Origin of the sequence: Corynebacterium pseudodiphtheriticum (assembly GCF_023509295.1) — a bacterium.
Lineage (GTDB): Bacteria > Actinomycetota > Actinomycetes > Mycobacteriales > Mycobacteriaceae > Corynebacterium > Corynebacterium pseudodiphtheriticum.
Map to the genome: position 1 here is coordinate 1,224,879 of NZ_CP091864.1, position 15,955 is coordinate 1,240,833.

The 15,955-nt window shown below is 53.3% G+C and carries 11 protein-coding genes and 2 pseudogenes; 10 read left to right on the forward strand and 3 right to left on the reverse strand.

Features of this window, described 5'->3' with window-relative positions; all coding sequences use genetic code 11:
* Nucleotide 1 precedes the first annotated feature (1 nt).
* A complete protein-coding gene (gene sufB, locus L9H78_RS05460; RefSeq protein WP_249617179.1) occupies nucleotides 2-1,444 on the reverse strand; it encodes a Fe-S cluster assembly protein SufB in 1,443 nt (480 codons plus the stop codon).
* Nucleotides 1,425-2,198, reverse strand: coding sequence for a helix-turn-helix transcriptional regulator (locus L9H78_RS05465; RefSeq protein ID WP_249618826.1), 774 nt, complete (start codon nucleotides 2,196-2,198; stop codon nucleotides 1,425-1,427). Before L9H78_RS05465 ends, sufB begins: the two co-directional genes overlap by 20 nt.
* Before the next feature lie 239 nt (nucleotides 2,199-2,437).
* Between L9H78_RS05465 and mptB the strand changes: the two genes are divergently transcribed.
* The 5 genes from mptB to L9H78_RS05490 all read left to right on the forward strand — a co-directional run bounded on the left by mptB (nucleotide 2,438) and on the right by L9H78_RS05490 (nucleotide 8,042).
* Nucleotides 2,438-4,099: a polyprenol phosphomannose-dependent alpha 1,6 mannosyltransferase MptB gene (gene mptB, locus L9H78_RS05470; RefSeq protein WP_249619494.1), complete on the forward strand. Its 1,662-nt coding sequence runs from the start codon at nucleotides 2,438-2,440 to the stop codon at nucleotides 4,097-4,099.
* Nucleotides 4,096-5,058: an ABC transporter ATP-binding protein gene (locus L9H78_RS05475; protein WP_249617181.1), complete on the forward strand. Its 963-nt coding sequence runs from the start codon at nucleotides 4,096-4,098 to the stop codon at nucleotides 5,056-5,058. Before mptB ends, L9H78_RS05475 begins: the two co-directional genes overlap by 4 nt.
* Nucleotides 5,045-5,812, forward strand: a complete 768-nt coding sequence (locus L9H78_RS05480; RefSeq protein ID WP_249619495.1) for an ABC transporter permease — start codon at nucleotides 5,045-5,047, stop codon at nucleotides 5,810-5,812. The genes L9H78_RS05475 and L9H78_RS05480 overlap by 14 nt, the downstream gene beginning before the upstream one ends.
* A gap of 182 nt (nucleotides 5,813-5,994) precedes the next feature.
* Entirely contained in the window at nucleotides 5,995-7,002 is a 1,008-nt protein-coding gene (locus L9H78_RS05485; RefSeq protein WP_249620743.1) for a COX15/CtaA family protein, read from the forward strand.
* A gap of 68 nt (nucleotides 7,003-7,070) precedes the next feature.
* A complete protein-coding gene (locus L9H78_RS05490; protein ID WP_249619496.1) occupies nucleotides 7,071-8,042 on the forward strand; it encodes a quinone oxidoreductase family protein in 972 nt (323 codons plus the stop codon).
* Nucleotides 8,043-8,102: 60 nt separating this feature from the next.
* On the opposite strand, the gene L9H78_RS05495 is transcribed toward L9H78_RS05490, so the two are convergent.
* Entirely contained in the window at nucleotides 8,103-9,038 is a 936-nt protein-coding gene (locus L9H78_RS05495) for a heme o synthase (RefSeq protein ID WP_249619497.1), read from the reverse strand.
* A gap of 257 nt (nucleotides 9,039-9,295) precedes the next feature.
* Here L9H78_RS05495 and tkt point away from each other — a divergent pair.
* From tkt to pgl, 5 genes and pseudogenes are all read left to right on the forward strand, one after another.
* Nucleotides 9,296-11,389 (forward strand): annotated as a pseudogene (gene tkt / locus L9H78_RS05500) (transketolase); the annotation flags it as partial.
* Nucleotides 11,390-11,590: 201 nt separating this feature from the next.
* Nucleotides 11,591-12,607: pseudogene (tal, locus tag L9H78_RS05505) on the forward strand (transaldolase); the annotation flags it as partial.
* A gap of 65 nt (nucleotides 12,608-12,672) precedes the next feature.
* On the forward strand, nucleotides 12,673-14,199 hold the full coding sequence (zwf, locus tag L9H78_RS05510) for a glucose-6-phosphate dehydrogenase (RefSeq protein WP_249617184.1): 1,527 nt from the start codon (nucleotides 12,673-12,675) through the stop codon (nucleotides 14,197-14,199).
* Between the two features lie 42 nt (nucleotides 14,200-14,241).
* Nucleotides 14,242-15,189 (forward strand): glucose-6-phosphate dehydrogenase assembly protein OpcA, encoded by a 948-nt coding sequence (locus L9H78_RS05515; RefSeq protein WP_249619498.1) that lies wholly within the window; start codon nucleotides 14,242-14,244, stop codon nucleotides 15,187-15,189.
* Nucleotides 15,190-15,193: 4 nt separating this feature from the next.
* Nucleotides 15,194-15,916, forward strand: coding sequence for a 6-phosphogluconolactonase (gene pgl, locus L9H78_RS05520; RefSeq protein WP_249619499.1), 723 nt, complete (start codon nucleotides 15,194-15,196; stop codon nucleotides 15,914-15,916).
* Nucleotides 15,917-15,955 lie beyond the last annotated feature (39 nt).

The window sequence follows — 15,955 nt, forward strand, 5'->3', positions numbered from 1 at the left end:
TTTAGCCCACGGATCCTTCCATTTGTAGTTCGATCAGACGGTTCAATTCGAGTGCATATTCCATTGGCAACTCTTTCGCGATTGGCTCGACAAATCCGCGCACAATCATTGCCATTGCTTCTTCTTCGGCGATACCGCGCGACATCAAGTAGAACAATTGTTCTTCAGAAACCTGCGAAACCGTAGCCTCATGCCCCAAAGTGACATATTCGTTACGAATGTCATTGTATGGGTAGGTGTCGGTACGCGAGATTGAATCAACCAGTAGCGCGTCACACTCAATGTTCGAAGTCGAGTGCTTCGCGTTCTTGTTGATCTGCACGAGACCTCGGTACGAAGCACGCCCACCTGCACGGGCAACAGACTTGGACACGACGTTGGAGGAAGTGCGTGGTGCCATATGTACCATCTTGGCGCCGGTGTCCTGGAACTGGTTTTCGCCAGCAAACGCTACGGACAAAACTTCACCCTTGGCACCTTCACCGGTCATCCATACGGCCGGATATTTCATGGTGACCTTCGAACCGATGTTGCCGTCAACCCATTCCATGGTTGCGCCTTCTTCAGCCTTAGCGCGCTTAGTAACCAGGTTATAAACGTTTTGAGACCAGTTTTGGATCGTCGTGTAACGGCAACGAGCGTTCTTCTTGACGACGATTTCTACGACCGCGGAGTGCAACGAATCCGACTTGTAGATCGGTGCGGTGCAGCCTTCGACGTAATGGACATAGGCATCTTCATCAACGATGATCAAGGTGCGCTCAAACTGGCCCATGTTTTCGGTATTGATACGGAAATACGCCTGCAACGGAATATCGACATGCACGCCCTTCGGTACATAAATGAAAGAGCCGCCAGACCAGACAGAAGTATTCAACGCAGAGAACTTGTTGTCACCGGCTGGGATGACAGAGCCGAAGTATTCTTTAAAGAGATCTTCATATTCCCGCAGGCCAGTATCAGTGTCTACGAAAATGACACCTTTTTCCTCCAGGTCCTCGCGGATCTGGTGGTAAACAACCTCAGATTCATACTGCGCTGCAACGCCCGCAACCAACCGCTGCTTTTCTGCTTCTGGGATGCCCAGTTTGTCATAAGTAGCCTTAATGTCTTCTGGGAGGTCTTCCCAGGAAGCAGCTTGGCCCTCAGTCGAAGAGACGTAGTATTTAATCTGATCGAAGTCGATATCCGACAGATCAGCGCCCCACGTAGGCATTGGTTTCTTTTCAAAGATGCGGTAAGCCTTCAGACGAGCTTCGAGCATCCACTCTGGCTCATTCTTACGGCGCGAGATATCGCGGACTACGTCTTCGCTAATGCCACGTTCAGCGGATGCGCCCGCGGCGTCGGAGTCGTGCCAGCCGTACTCGTAGGCACCGATCGAATCGATAATCTCATCATCGGTCATCTGCGGAGTCTCTGGCTTAGGTTGTGCCTGAGTCATGACCAGCTCCTTTCATGATGGTTTGTGATTGCGTCAAGGGAATATTCGTGGTGCAAATACCGTGGCCTTCCGCGATGGTAGCCAGGGGCTGCACGTGTTGGCTTAGAAGCGAAGTAATGACCTCATGCTCAGCTTCACACAATTCTGGGTGTTCTGCCGCAACGTGAGCGATGGGGCAATGATGCTGGCACATCTGGATGCCTGATTCCGACGGGCGCACCGTCGATATGTAACCATGTGCGCTCAACGTTTCCGCTAACTGTTTGGCGGTGTGCTCCACCGCATGTTCATCAACTTGCTCCTCAGCGTCATCTGGGGATGTCGCTGGTGTTATTTTATCGAGGATTTTCCGGACACGCTGCCGTGCGAAAGCACGGACCGCATCTGCCCCTCCAGCTTCACGCAGAGCTTCCAGAGCATCCGATGCCAATAGGTCGTAGGAGTGCCCGAAATATGCACGTCCTCGATCAGTTAAGCGGAAGTGTTTTGCGGGCCGACCCCGCGTCTGCCCTCGCGGGCGACGGTGCACGGTTTCCGTCAATCCATCCTCCACCAAAATGTCCAGGTGTCTGCGCACACCCGCGGCCGAAAGGCCGAGATGATCACCAAGCATTCCAGCCGTAATCGGCCCTTGCTTGAGCAGCAAGTGCATTACTTGGCGACGGGTATCGCCATCAGTAGTACGTGTTTCTTTTCCAGTCAGCCCAGTAGCTTCGCCGGAATCTTGGTCACTATCGACACTTCTGTCGGGCATAGTCGCCATCATGCACCTCCTTAGCCCTTAACGGTGGTTCATCTTTTGACAACACTAGTGTTCCTTAAATATCGCGCAGTGTCCAGCTGGAGTGGGTTATACCTAGCCCTAACCAACTGGCCATATTCATCAAAAACTATGACTTCCACGCCGAGATCAAATCGCTATCGCCCGTACCCTGCCAAAGCAGAACCGACAGGGTTACAGCCACCCGAGGAATATGACTAAAATAGGCTTCCGTGAATTTGCGCACGCTGAACCCTTGGCCCTCCATCCGCGCGGTTTTACCGCGAGTGGGCACAGCTGGATCACGCTCTGCGCAGCTCTCCGACGCCACGCAAAAACCTCCGGTACACGAGGAGCCCACGCCCCGGGAGGCTCGGTTATTTCGTCTTTGGCAATGGATGGGCACGGTTGCGACTCTTCTGATCGGCTTGGGCGGACTCGGTGCAGGTGCTCTTCCCGTAGTTAACAACCCATATTCGGATTTTCCGTTGGGTTCGTTAATGGCCCGTATGCTGCAGACCTCCTCTGCATTAGTCATGCTAGGGATCGGAATTTTAGTATTCTCGTGGGTTGCTATGGCTCGATTTGTCGGAATTAGTTTCCGTTTCGACTCTGTGCAACGTCTCACGATTGGCACCGGCGAGTTAAAACTAACTTTGGTCGCCTGGTCGGTGCCATTGGTGTTTACCGCTCCTCTATTTACACAAGACATTTATTCTTACCTGGCGAATGGCTCAATCGTTGCGCAGGGCTTGAGCCCGTATGAAGCAGGACCGGTGGAACTTCTCGGGACTGAAAACGCGTTGGCACGCTCAGTGCCTTTTATCTGGGCGCAATCCCCTTCCCCATATGGCCCCGTAGCTTTGGGCATTGCTGCTGCGATCAGCCAGCTAACTAGCGACGGAATCGTATTCGGTGTTCTCGCGCACCGCCTAATTTCCCTAGTGGGTATCATCGCGATGGCTTGGGCGCTTGCCAAGCTTGCGAGACGTTGTGGAATCGCCCCAGAAACTGCCTTATGGCTTGGAGTGCTCAACCCCGTGGTCATGCTTCACTTGCTGGGTGGCATTCACAACGAAGCAATTTTATTGGGCTTCCTCTTGGTCGGCATAGAACTGGCCCTTCGCGGTATTAACAATCCGTGTTCGGCACGGCGATGGAGCTTATTATTCGCCGGTGGATTTCTACTCGCGTGCGCCGGGATGGTCAAGGTTACCGGCTTTATCGCTTTGGGTTTCGTCGGCATGGCACTGGCACGTTGGCTGGCGAACAACGGCATGCGCCGCTGGCTAGCGGTCGTCTTGGCAGCTGGTTTCTATCTTGTAACGCTTGTGGTCAGCATTGCTGTCATCACACTAATTACTGGTATCGATCTCGGTTGGATCAGTGCGCAAGGCGGGGCTGCGACCATCCGCAGTTGGCTGTCTTTAACAACAGCATTGGGAGTGATCAGCGGTTTTATTGGCACAGTGCTGGGGTTGGGAGACCACACAGAGTCCATTTTGGTAATCACCCGCACTCTTGGTGTGGTGGTGTCAGGAATTTTCCTGCTCCGCATGCTCTTCGCCACTTTTCGGGGAGCTATCCATCCGGTCGGGGGGCTTGGTATGGCAACCCTCGTGTTAGTCATATTCTTTCCGGTTGTACACCCGTGGTACCTACTGTGGGCAATCGTTCCACTAGCCGCATGGGCCAACCGTGCCGTATTCCGGGTACTGGTCACAATCTATTGCGTCATAGTGAGCTTCTTAACTCTGCCCCGCGGAATGGCACTGCCGCCGGAAGTTGTTGCTGGTATTTACACACAAGCGCTGCTCACTGCCCTGGTCATAACCAGTATCGTTACCGTGGTTTCCTACCTGCTTCGGCATCGCAAAACTTCTACCCTACAATGAGTGACGTGCATAAAACTTTCGATGGCTTCGAGGAGTCCACGGCCAACAGCTCGCCCGCCGTGGTGCTCGACAACGTCAGCAAACGTTTTGCTGACACCTCCGCAGTCGATGCACTCAACCTCACGGTTCCGCGCGGGTGCATCGTTTCCCTGCTTGGCCCAAATGGTGCAGGTAAAACTACCACCATCGAAATGTGCGAGGGCTTCACGCAACCATCTTCTGGACGCATTGAAGTCCTTGGCATGAACCCAGCTACGGAACCAGATAAAGTCCGTCAGCGCATCGGCATGATGCTGCAAGGCGGAGGTGGTTATTCCGGTGCTACCGTTTCTGAACAACTCAATTTGGCTGCGAAGTATTACGCCAACCCCCATGACCCCGAATGGCTGATCGACCTGGTTGGTTTACGCCCGCACAGTACAACCACTTACCGCCGACTTTCAGGTGGTCAACAGCAACGTCTTTCTCTCGCTTTGGCTCTTCTGCCCAGGCCAGAACTTATTTTTCTCGATGAACCAACCGCCGGCATGGATGCCCAAGCACGACGCTTAACCTGGGAACTCATCGAAGCCCTTCGTAGAGATGGCGTAACGGTCGTTTTAACCACCCATTTGCTTGACGAAGCTGAACGGCTCTCTGATTACATCTACATTATGGACCACGGCCAATTGCAAATTTCAGGCACACCTCAAGAGCTGCTCGCCCAATCGACGGGAGAAAGTCTAACGTTTACCACGGACACTGCGCTTGCCGACGACATGTTGCCTTCCGACTGGTCACTCAGCTCCATTGGTCACAACCGTTATCTCTTGCATTCAACACCTACCCCGGAGTTAATCGAACAACTTGGTACAACCATGGCCGCGCACAAGATCTTGCTGCGCGAATTAAATGTCACTGCCCGCAGCCTGGAAGATGTCTTTCTAGCCGTTACTGAGGACGTTGATGACCGCACATAGTTTTCCTGCTGGAACTTTTAGCCCTGCTCCGCTCCCAGCTTCGTTCCTCCGTATCGTCGGGGCACAGACCCGGATGGAAACCTCGCTGATTCTGCGTCACGGCGAACAATTGCTACTAAATATCGTTGTTCCTTTAGCAATTTTGGTCGGCGCAGCGTTTGTTCCGTTTTTGGGGGAAGAACGCGGCCTCGACGAAATTTTTCCTATGGTTTTGGCGGTTGCTGCTATGGGGTCGGGTTTTACTGGGCAAGCCATTGCCGTGGCTTTTGACAGACGCTACGGTGCTTTGAAAAGAGCAGGAGCTTCCGGGGTACCACGCACCGCGATCATTATCGGCAAAATCACCGCGATTGTTATCGTGACGCTGATACAAGCAATTGTGCTTGCAATTACAGCTGGAATTCTCGGGTTTCGTGCTAGCTTCGCAGAGATCTTTTTGACGCTCGTCGTATTGCTACTCTCTACTGCCAGCTTTACTGCTTTCGGGCTATTGCTCGGCGGGACATTGGCAGCTGAAAAAGTCCTTGGCTTGGGCAACTTTTTGTGGCTGGTTTTACTAGGAGTCGTCGGCTGGGTTCTGTACGCTCAAGGTTTGGGCAGCAACGGGTTATGGACATTGGTTCCCTCTGTTGCAGTAGCTTCCGGGCTCGCTGAAGGCTTACGCGGAATCATCCCTATCACCGAGTTGCTGATCATCATCGCCTGGGGGTTAGCAGCTGCGGGATTGGCGATCAAGAAATTTCGATTCTCCTAACCCAGAATTGACTTAACTTCCAGGACATTGTTCTGTGGCGACAGAGGACTGCCAGCATCGCGCGAAATGTGGGCAACGACTCAACATATCCGCCCTCCGCACGTTCGGAACCCGTGTATTCACCGAGTAGAATAATCGATGTGAACACCGTAAATCAGCAGGCAGATAGTACCGGAGTAGCTATGTCAACGAGCCCAGAAACGAGCCAGACAGCTAACAGTCCGCATTTCAGCCCCAGCCTGAAATGGCAGAGGCGTCTTGCGCTAATACTGTTGCTCTCCCAGGCGGGAATTACGGTTTCTGGATCTATCGTACGTGTGACTGGATCAGGATTAGGCTGCGATACTTGGCCGAATTGTCAGGAAGGTTCTTTGGTCCCGGTCGCTGGCGCACAGCCTTGGGTCCATCAAATTATCGAATTTGGTAACCGTCTGCTGACTTTCGTGGTCGTAGCTGCAGCAATCGCGGTGTTGGTTGCGCTAAAGCAAGCCGGCAGGCGCCGTGAGCTTAAAGCCTATAGTGTTGCATCAATTCTAGGTATCGTCCTGCAAGCGGTAATCGGCGGAATTTCCGTGCATATGGAGTTGCATTGGTGGTTTGTTGCATTGCACTTTCTACCCTCTATGGTCTTGGTCTGGATAGCAGCGCTACTCTACTCCCGGATCGCGGAAGATGATTCACAATCACCACAACGAATTTTCGCCGCGCACACCCGGCAATTTGCAGCTCTTGCCGCCGGCGCACTGTCGATTGTGCTGATCACGGGCACAATGGTCACCGGTTCCGGACCGCACTCCGGTGATGCGGATGCCGGTATGAAAGGCCGCCTGGAACTAGATACTGAAGTATTAGCGGTAGTCCATGCCGTGTGTATGTATGCCTATCTTTTGTTGACACTACTCGTCGTGTGGCAGCTGTATAAGCAAAAAGCACCGCAGCGTGCGAAACATACTGCGTGGGTCCTAGTCACGGTAATTATTATTCAATGGGGCATCGGTGTAGCACAGTTCTATCTTGGAGTCCCACGTTGGACCGTACCTTTTCATATCGCGATGAGCTCGGTGGTCGTAGCCTTTACCGCAGCTTTGTGGGCTCGCGGTTACGCACGTCCACGGTTCCAGTTGGACTATTCCGCCCGTGAAACATGCAGCTCGTCTGGCCTAGTCTCACAAAGAAAAGGCTCCAATTAACCCGGGCACGCACCAACCACCGGACTACCTAACCCACGCAACGCCCACAGACTGTAACCTCGATAACTATGAAGGCAATACAGATTACTCGCACCGGCGGCCCGGAAGTGCTCCAGATCGCTGAGGTCGAAAGCCCAACACCGTCCGACGATCAAGTCCTCGTAGACGTGCTCGTTGCCGGAGTTAACTACATCGACACCTACTACCGTGAAGGCATTTACTCAGCCACGACGCCGTTTATTCCTGGATTCGAAGGCGTTGGCCGTGTTCGCCACGATCCTATTGGGAAAATCGCTAGCGGCACTATGGTCGCGTGGAATACCGCGTTCGGCTCCTATGCCGAACAGGTATGTGTCGCCAGAGACAAGCTAGTTGCGGTACCAAACGATTTCGATTTATCCACCGCCGCTTCCATGCTGCTACAAGGCATTACCGCGCATTACCTCATGCACGGTGTCTACGAGCTTGCCGACGGCGACAACTGCGTGATCACCGCCGGTGCCGGTGGTGTTGGCCTGTTAGCTACGCAATTTGCTGCAGCAGCCGGCGCAAATGTTTACACCGTAGTCTCTTCCGATGAAAAAGAAGAATTGTCCTACCAAGCAGGAGCTACTCACGTATTACGTTATGGCCCGGAGTTAGCCAACCAGGTACGAGAATTAACTGCGGGAAAGGGCGTCGATGTAGTCTACGACGGCGTAGGCAAGGACACCTTTGAACAATCATTAGATATGGTTCGTAATCGCGGGACTGTCTGCTTATTTGGTGCAGCTTCCGGCCCGGTTGACCCTATTGATCCACAGATTTTAAATGAGAAAGGCTCCATATTTCTCACACGACCATCTGTGGCCGGGTGGACTAGTCGAGAAGGCGAATTCCAGATGCGGGCACAGGCAGTTGTACAAGCCGTCGTCGATGGGGACCTAAAGTTCCGGGTGCGCGATTCTTATCCATTGGAAGAAGCTGCACAAGCGCACCGTGACCTGCAAGACCGGAAGACCACTGGTTCTATTGTTCTGCGGGTCCAAGAAATGATCTAAAAAGAGAATTGAACCGCCCAAATTCGGTGAGACACCGTTCAAATGCAAGCCTACAGACAACTAAGCTAGAAACGGTGTCCACCCAATAATGGCGTCAACAGACAAGCTCAAGAACAAAATCGCTAGATAATTATTCGACCAGATGAACAGCGCCATGGGTTGTACCTTGGCGCCTTTTTTCACCCCTTGGTGTAGACGACTGGCCATGTAGAGAAACACGGCTGCTGTACTGACCGAGCCGACGAGATAGATCCAGGATGCGGCTGGGATCAGCGCGAAAGAAGTAATCACCATCGCCACTGAATAAAGCAGGATTTGACGGGTAACTTCAGATTCCTTGGCAACGACCGGCAGCATTGGAATGCCAGCACGCTTGTAATCCTCTTTGTATTTCATGGCCAAGGCCCAGGTGTGCGGTGGGGTCCAGAAGAAGATGATCAAGAAAAGCGCGATCGCTTGCCACCATCGCGCTGGTTCTTCTGCCGGAGCGTTATCGGTAATGACCGCCCAACCGACCATGACAGGCATGCACCCCGCAAGCCCGCCCCACACAATATTTTGCGAGGTTCGCCGTTTCAGGAACTTGGTATACACCACGATGTAGTGCACATTCGTCAAAATAACGAATAAGGCCGCCAACCAAGAATTCGCTAATATTCCCAGCCACAGCACAGAAATGACTAATAACAGGGAACCGAAAACAGCAGCTTCCCGCTTAGAAACGACATCATTAACTAACGGTCGGCCGCGAGTGCGTTTCATCTGCTGGTCTAGCTCATAGTCGGCAACCATGTTGAAGGTATGTGCAGCTGAGGCCCCCATCCAGCCGCCCAACAAAGTAAGTATGATCAGGCCAAAGTTATTGGATATCGCTTCTGTACCGCGCTCCGCTTGCAGCATGGCAGGAAGCGCAGCCACCAAGAGCAGTTCAATAATCCGCGGCTTGGTTAACGCGAAATATGCCTTGATCTTTCCCAAGGAAAAATCCTCCAACAACGTGCCAAATAAGTCCCTCTATGTTTGCCACCAGTCGGACTCCAGCGGCACTAGAGAGAGTCGTTTACAAAGGGCGGAAAGTTCCCACCAACTTTAGGCGGATAGAAACTGACTGTCCCGAACCACCATAGCCTACATGCCACCCACCGTGCGGCTCATAATCGCGTGCAAGTACACAAAACTCTGAATCTACCTTTAGACTAAGGAGCACACCATTGTTTTCACCGTTGCAAACAGATTGATGCGAGGAACCAGCTGTGTCACTGTCCCCCAAGCTTAAAGCTAAAACCATTCGTCGCTACCCGAGTGACTGGAGCGAGACGGATACCCGCGCTGTAGATACGGTGCGGTTATTAGCCGCCGACGCGGTGCAAAATTGCGGTTCTGGACACCCCGGCACCGCAATGTCACTCGCCCCGTTGGCTTACACGCTTTATCAGCGTGTGCTGAAACACAACCCGGCCGACCCGCAGTGGGCCGGGCGTGACCGTTTCGTGCTGTCTGTCGGCCATTCATCTCTGACACAATACATTCAGCTTTTCCTAGGTGGCTTTGGCTTAGAGCTGGATGATCTGAAGCAACTGCGTACCTGGGGCTCGTTGACACCAGGGCACCCCGAATACGGACACACCAACGGTGTAGAGATCACGACTGGACCTCTCGGACAAGGCCTAGCTTCCTCCGTCGGTATGGCGATGGCCGCTCGCAAAGAGCGCGGCCTATTCGACCCTGATGCACCTGCCGGACAATCTCCATTCGACCATTATGTTTACACCATTTGTTCCGACGGTGATGTGCAAGAAGGCGTCACGGCCGAAGCATGTTCCCTGGCGGGTACGCAACAGCTGGGCAACTTGATCGTCTTTTGGGATGACAACAACATCTCCATCGAGGATGACACCGACATCGCTTTCTCTGAGTCTGTGACCAAACGCTACGAAGCCTACGGTTGGCAGGTGCTTGAGGTGGGTTCTGGAGAAGACGTTGCTGCACTAGAACAGGCGGTCAAGCTCGCGAAGCAAGATACTTTGCGCCCGACTTTTATCCGGGTGCGAACGGTTATCGCCTACCCTGCGCCAAATGCTATGAATACCGGTGCCTCACATGGTGCAGCACTTGGTGAAGAAGAAATCCAGGCGACCAAAAAATTCCTTGGCTTTGACCCTGATGAGCACTTTCACGTCGACGAAAAAGTGCTTGCACACACCCGCGAGCTAGTCAGCCGCGGCACCAAAGCGCAACAAGAATGGCAGCAGCGTTTCGACGACTGGGCCAAGAAAAACCCAGAACGCAAAGAACTCTTCGACCGCATGGCGGCATACGAGTTACCAGAAAACTTCGGCGAAGATATGCCAGTTTGGGAAGCCGATTCTAAAGGCATTGCGACGCGTAAGGCCTCCGCGGAGGTAATTCAAGTCCTCGCAGCACAGCTGCCAGAGCTTTGGGGCGGCTCAGCGGACTTGGCTGGTTCCAACAACACTGTCATCAAGGGGGCACCTTCGTTCGGCCCGCAATCAATCTCTACGGATATGTGGCAAGCTGACCCGTTACACGGTCGCAATCTACACTTCGGCATTCGTGAGCATGGCATGGCAGCGATCATGAATGGTATTGCCTTACACGGCCACACCCGTGTTTACGGGGGAACATTCTTAATTTTCTCGGAATACATGTACCCGGCGGTTCGCCTGGGAGCCCTGATGGGCACCGACACCTACTACGTATGGACCCACGACTCCATCGGCTTGGGCGAAGATGGCCCAACTCACCAGCCGGTTGAGACCTTGGCCGCGCTACGTGCTATTCCAAATCTCGCGGTCATCCGCCCGGCGGACGCCAATGAAACTACACAGGCATGGGTATCCGCGATGCGCAAGGAGAAAGGCCCGAAGGGGCTAGCATTAACCCGGCAAAACGTCCCAGTGCTGGAGGGAACCGCCGAAAAGGCCTCCGTAGGCGTCGCAAAGGGTGCTTATGTTTTGGTGGAAGCTTCGGCTTCGCCAGAGCTCATCCTGATTGCGACGGGCTCCGAGGTACACCTCGCTGTGGCCGCTGCCGAACGGTTAGAAGCTGAAGGCACACCGACACGTGTCGTTTCTGCGCCTTGTTTGGAATGGTTCGAACAGCAAGACGAAAACTACCGCGAATCGGTTCTCCCACGTGAAGTTACTGCGCGAGTATCCATTGAAGCTGGTCTCGCCATGCCATGGCACAAATACACTGCACCGTTTGGCCGGCAGATTTCTCTGGAACATTACGGTGCCTCTGCCCCAGCAGAAGAACTCTTTGCAAAGTTTGGCTTTACCGTCGACAATGTAGTGGCCGAAGCCAAGAAAGCACTGGAACAAGCCCCCGCAGCTGGCAAAGTTCCTGGTTGGGGCAACACTGCCGACAATAACGATGATACTTCGGTGAGCGCAGACGCAGCCTCTATTACCGCCTCTGCTAGCTCGGTAACACCGGCACAGGCCATCGATTCTGCCGACGCCGACACTGCCTTGGCAGAGCTGGCAGCTGTTGGTACCGCAACTTGGTTGGATGATCTTTCTCGCGAGCGCATAGTCTCCGGAAATTTAAAAGAGCTCATCGAAACCAAGTCGGTATTGGGCGTAACTACTAATCCCTCAATTTTTTCTGCTGCAATGAGCAAGGGGGATTCCTATGACGCGGATATTGCACGTCTGGCCACACGTGATATCTCTGCCGACCAAGCCGTCTATGAGCTTGCTATTTCCGATGTGCAAAATGCTTGCGACATCTTGTCTTCGGTCCATCAACGCACCGGTGGCGCCGATGGACGCGTATCGATCGAGGTGGACCCGCGAATTTCTGCGGACACGGACAAAACTTTGCAGCAAGCACGCGACCTATGGAAGCGCGTCGACCGCAACAACGCGATGATTAAGATTCCGGCAACACCAGAAGGGCTGCCAGCCATCACTGCTGCGCTCGCGGAAGGCATCTCGGTCAACGTGACCTTGATTTTCTCTGTAGAACGGTACCGAGAAGTTATCCAGGCGTACAAGGAAGGCATTGCGCAAGCTAGGGAAAACGGTCTTGATCTTTCCAAGATCCATTCGGTTGCGTCTTTCTTCGTTTCCCGCATTGATACCGAAGTGGATAAGCGCCTCGAGCAGATTGGCACGGAAGAAGCGCGCAACTTGCGCGGGCAGGCAGGTATTGCCAATGCACGGCGCGCCTACGCACTATTTATCGAGGAGTTCCAAAACTTCGATGTTCCAGGTGCACACAAACAACGTCCATTATGGGCATCTACCGGAGTAAAAAATCCCGACTATCCTGCTGACATGTACGTCACGGAACTGGCAGGCCCAGACACTGTCAACACTATGCCGGAAGCAACGCTCGAAGCGGTTCTAAATAGCGGTACTATCAATGGCGATACTTTGACTGGCGCGGGTGATAAGGCTGAAGCTATTTTCCGCAAATTAGAATCTGCAGGCATTGATTTCGCAGATGTCTACGCGAAGCTCGAACTCGAAGGCATCGACAAGTTCGTGAACGCATGGGAAGAACTGCTGGAATCCATGTCTCAACGGCTGCGTTAACCAAACCACGCCAGTTAAATAGCACGACAACCGCCCAAATCCGGGCTAAGAAAGGACATTCGCCTGTGACGTCGAATCCTTGGCATAACCCCCTGCGCAACCCGCACGATTCCCGACTGCCGAGGATCGCCGGCCCTTCGGGCATGGTGATTTTTGGAGTCACAGGCGATCTGGCCTACAAAAAGCTTCTGCCTGCTATCTACGACCTAGCAAACCGCGGGTTGTTGTCTTCGGCATTCATCTTGGTTGGTTTCGGTCGCCGAGATTGGTCCAACCAAGATTTTGTGGACTACGTGAAACAGGCAGTCCAAGATGGCGCACGCACACCATTCCGTGAAAATGTGTGGCGTCAACTTGCTTCCGGAATGGAATTTGTAGTCGGTGGTTTCGATGATGACGGCTTTGACTGCTTAGCTGAACGCATTTCCGAAGTTGACGAGCAGCGCGGTACTGCTGGTAACTGGGCTTATTATTTGTCCATTCCACCGAGTTTTTTCTCCGAGGTTTGTCACCAGCTCGAGCGTACAAACATGGTGAATGCACAACCAGGGGCATGGCGGCGCGTCATCATTGAAAAGCCTTTCGGGCACAACGAACGATCCGCGCGTGAGCTCAATGAAATCGTTAACCAGGTTTTCCCGGAGGAATCGGTCTACCGTATCGACCATTATCTGGGTAAAGAGACAGTACAGAACATCCTCGCCTTGCGCTTTGCTAACTCGATATTTGAGCCAATCTGGAATGCTCGGCACATCGATCATGTGCAGATAACCATGGCTGAAGACATTGGGCTCGGTGGGCGTGCTGGATACTACGACGGCATCGGAGCAGCCCGTGATGTAATGCAAAACCACTTGCTGCAATTGTTGGCATTGGTGGCGATGGAAGAACCTATTTCATTTACCCCGGATGCACTGCGCGCGGAAAAGGTTAAGATTTTGCAAGCTACCTCGCTAGCTACGCCACTCGAGCACAGCACAGCCCGGGGACAATACTCTGCAGGTTGGCAGGGTTCGCAAAAGGTACAAGGATTGCGAGAAGAAGACGGTTTTGACCCAGAGTCAACAACTGAGACCTACGCGGCTTGCACCTTGGAGATTAACTCGCGCCGTTGGGCTGGTGTGCCGTTTTATTTGCGCACCGGCAAGCGTTTAGGGCGTCGCGTCACAGAAATTGCTTTAGTGTTTAAACACGCTCCACATCAACCGTTTGCGAAAAATGGTGCACAGCACGGACAGAACACCGTAGTCATCCGGGTACAGCCTGACGAGGGTGTGTTGATGCGATTCGGCTCCAAAGTCCCAGGTTCGGGCATGGAAGTTCGAGACGTCAATATGGACTTCTCTTATGCTGAAGCTTTTACCGAAGAATCTCCGGCTGCCTACGAACGTCTTATCCTTGATGCGCTCTTGGATGAATCCAGCTTGTTCCCTACCAACAAGGAAGTGGAGTTGAGTTGGTCGATCCTTGACCCGATGCTGGAGTATTGGCAGCACGCTGAACAGCCAGAAAGCTACCCGGCAGGCAGTTGGGGACCGGCAAGCGGTGATGCCATGCTGGCACGCCGCGGCCATGCTTGGCGCCGGCCATAATCTGTGTCCGTGATTGACCTGTACAAGGAGTAATTAACAACCATGATTCATTTCCTCACGGATACCACCACCACAGACATTGCCCGCGAACTAAATCTCGCCCAGGAGCACTACACGCTAACTACTGGACGGGTGCTAACCCTGATTATCGTGGCCTCTGCCAGTGACGACGTCGAAGCAATCCTGCGTGCCAGCCGTGATGCTTCGCACGAGCACCCAGCACGTGTCCTGATCTTGTTGACGGGCGACTCCATGGATGAGACCTACCTTGATGCAGAGCTTCGCGTTGGCGGTGAGGCCGGCGCTTCTGAGATCGTCGTTATGACGCTTAACGGCGCGATGGCTCACCACCCTTCATCCATCGTGACCCCATTATTGCTCCCAGATACTCCGATCGTGGCCTGGTGGCCCAACGTTCATCCGGAGAGCCCAGCAGAAGATCCAATCGGCAAGATTGCGCAACGCCGCATTACCAGTGCACGGGATTTCTCGCAGTTATCTCGCAACTATTCGCCTGGTGACTCAGATACGGCATGGTCTGCAATTACCGCCTGGCGTGGCATCGTTGCATCTGCCTTGGACCGTTACCCACATCACGAGGTACAGTCTGTCAACATCAGCGGTGACCAAGGTCCAGAACACGTGATTGCTGCAGGTTGGTTGGCCGATGCCCTAGGCGTTCCGGTAACTAGAAGCACTGCCATGCCCAGTAGCAGTTCAGCCGACGACACTAACCACCAAGGCGAAGAACAGTTTGCTGTCGAAAGCCTGACACTGGTGATGGACGATAGAGAAGCAATTAGCATCACCCGCGCCGATAACCACACCGTTGGTGTCCAGGTGCCCGGAGCCGCGCGTAATCTCGTCGCCCTCAACGTTCGCAGTTGGGCAGAACGCCTATCTGAGGAGCTACGGCATTTGGAACCAGACGAAACCTATGCGCGAGCATTACGGGCCATCTACTTCGATAACTCGCACGCCGAAGGATAAAACTATGACCACGATTTTCCCTGCTACAGATAAACACGACCTAGTTTCCAAGGTTGCCCACCGCTTCGTAGAATTGGTTTCTGAAATCCAAAATACTGGTGGTGGCTCGCATGACGACGGCACCGTTCGCGTAGTTCTCACAGGAGGAACTTCCGGAATTGCAGTGTTAGAGGCGTTGGCTACGACGGATTCCGATATCGAATGGTCTGGTGTCCACTTTTTCTTTGGCGATGAACGAAACCTAGCTATTTCCGACGAAGAATCAAACGAAGGACAAGCGCGGCGAGCGTTCCTCGACCAACTGGATATACCCGAAACCAATATCCACGGCTATGGATTAACCGGTGCCGATGATCTGGCAGAACGTGCACAGGAATACACCGCGATGCTCGAAAAATTCGCGCCCGCTGGTTTTGACATCCACATGGCAGGCGTTGGCGATGATGGGCATATCAATTCCTTGTTTCCGCACCATGCAGGGTTAAAAGACAATTCCGCTGTCATTAGCGTGACTGATTCCCCGAAACCTCCCGCGCAGCGTTTGAGCTTAGGTCTAAAGAAGGTTGCCCAATCCGACCGAATTTGGCTGTTGGCAGCAGGTCAAAATAAATCCGAGGCAATCGCTCACTTAGTTTCCACCACTACTCCAGATGCTTCATGCCCTGCCACACTCGTACACGGTCGCATTGAAACGCTTCTCTTTAGCGATGTAATCCCGGCGCACTAACTGCTCTGCTTGCGCGCATTCTAAAGCGCGCAGCAAATC

Coding starts and splice junctions, on each gene's coding strand:
- sufB (WP_249617179.1), bottom strand. CDS start 1,444: ATGACTCAGGCACAACCTAAGCCAGAGACTCCGCAGATGACCGATGAT.
- L9H78_RS05465 (WP_249618826.1), bottom strand. CDS start 2,198: ATGCCCGACAGAAGTGTCGATAGTGACCAAGATTCCGGCGAAGCTACT.
- L9H78_RS05475 (WP_249617181.1), top strand. CDS start 4,096: ATGAGTGACGTGCATAAAACTTTCGATGGCTTCGAGGAGTCCACGGCC.
- L9H78_RS05480 (WP_249619495.1), top strand. CDS start 5,045: ATGACCGCACATAGTTTTCCTGCTGGAACTTTTAGCCCTGCTCCGCTC.
- L9H78_RS05485 (WP_249620743.1), top strand. CDS start 5,995: ATGTCAACGAGCCCAGAAACGAGCCAGACAGCTAACAGTCCGCATTTC.
- L9H78_RS05490 (WP_249619496.1), top strand. CDS start 7,071: ATGAAGGCAATACAGATTACTCGCACCGGCGGCCCGGAAGTGCTCCAG.
- L9H78_RS05515 (WP_249619498.1), top strand. CDS start 14,242: ATGATTCATTTCCTCACGGATACCACCACCACAGACATTGCCCGCGAA.
- pgl (WP_249619499.1), top strand. CDS start 15,194: ATGACCACGATTTTCCCTGCTACAGATAAACACGACCTAGTTTCCAAG.